Origin of the sequence: Streptomyces sp. NPDC057271, from assembly GCF_042668715.1 — a bacterium.
In the GTDB taxonomy this organism is placed as follows: domain Bacteria; phylum Actinomycetota; class Actinomycetes; order Streptomycetales; family Streptomycetaceae; genus Streptomyces.
Map to the genome: position 1 here is coordinate 1 of NZ_JBHUYJ010000261.1, position 1,160 is coordinate 1,160.

Annotated in this window: 1 protein-coding gene; it reads right to left on the reverse strand. The window is 70.4% G+C overall.

Annotated features, from left to right (window positions below):
* Positions 1 to 1,109: IS4 family transposase (locus tag ACFUJR_RS39345; protein ID WP_383181787.1), on the reverse strand; the 1,109-nt coding region annotated here is incomplete at its 3' end.
* Between the last annotated feature and the right edge of the window lie 51 nt (positions 1,110 to 1,160).

Sequence of the window (1,160 nt, forward strand, 5' to 3'; positions counted from 1 at the left end):
CGGTCGGGATCAAGGCCCCGGCCGGTGGCGGCCTGGTGCATCAGCTGCCGGATGGCGTGGTGCACCAGGAGGAAGCCGTAGATCTCCTGCTCCACGCCCCACGGGTATCTCGAACGCAGGATGAGCTTCGGACCGCGCTGGTGGGTCTTGATCTCGTCCAGCGTGGTCTCGATCTCCCACCGCTGGGCGTAGAGCGCGGCCAGTTCCTTGGCCGGTGCCTGCTCAGGATCGAGCAGGGTGGTCAGCAGCCGGTAGACGGTGGCGTCGCCAGTGCGGGCGAGGGTGTACTCGATCACGCGGACCTCCACCGGGTTGCGGCGGCTCTTGCGGTCCTTTTCGGCATGGACCGTGCTGAGGTAGGAGCCATCGGCCAGGACCTGCACCACGGGCAGAGCCGTGCTCTTGCGCATCCGCCACAGCAGGTCCGCGCCCGTTGCCCGGGCGGCCTGCCACAACTCGAACCCGTAAAAGCCCCGGTCGGCCAGCAGCAGCATCCCCGCCCGCAGCTCGCCGAACAGCTGCCGGGACAGCACCGGCTCACTGACCGACAACGGGCCGACCGCCGCGCCGAACACCGCGTGGGTCCCGCACTCGGCCAGCGCCACGAGCCTGGCCTGCGGAAACGCGCCCGTTCCCCGCCCCGAGCCCGGGCGGCCGAAGAAGCCTGCGTTCTCCGCCGTGTCCGCCAGGTCCAAGGTCGTGCCGTCCACCGCCACCAGGCGCCACCGCCGATACCAGGCACCCGCCGTCTGCGGCACCGCCACCGGACGGCACACCCGCGCGAACAACACCTTCAACGGCTCCACGCCCAGGCGCCGACGCGCCCGCCCGATCGCCGCAGTCGTCGGCACCCGCCAGGACCGCCGCCCGTCACCCAGCCCGTCACCCAACAGCCGCGCGACTTCTTCATACGGCTGCCCGAAGAACAGACACATCGCCAGCACGAAGTACACGACCACCCGGGCCGGCAGCAGCCGGCTGCGCAGCTCGCCCCGCCCGGTCTCCGCGACCACCTCATCGATCAGTTGCGGCGGAAACGCCCGCGTCAGCACCCCGATCGCAATCCGGTCCGACAACCGCTCACCCGCAGGCACCCTGACCTGCCCCACCCTCGCCACACCACAACCAACGAGCGCAGGACATTTAAGTCACCGGCATTG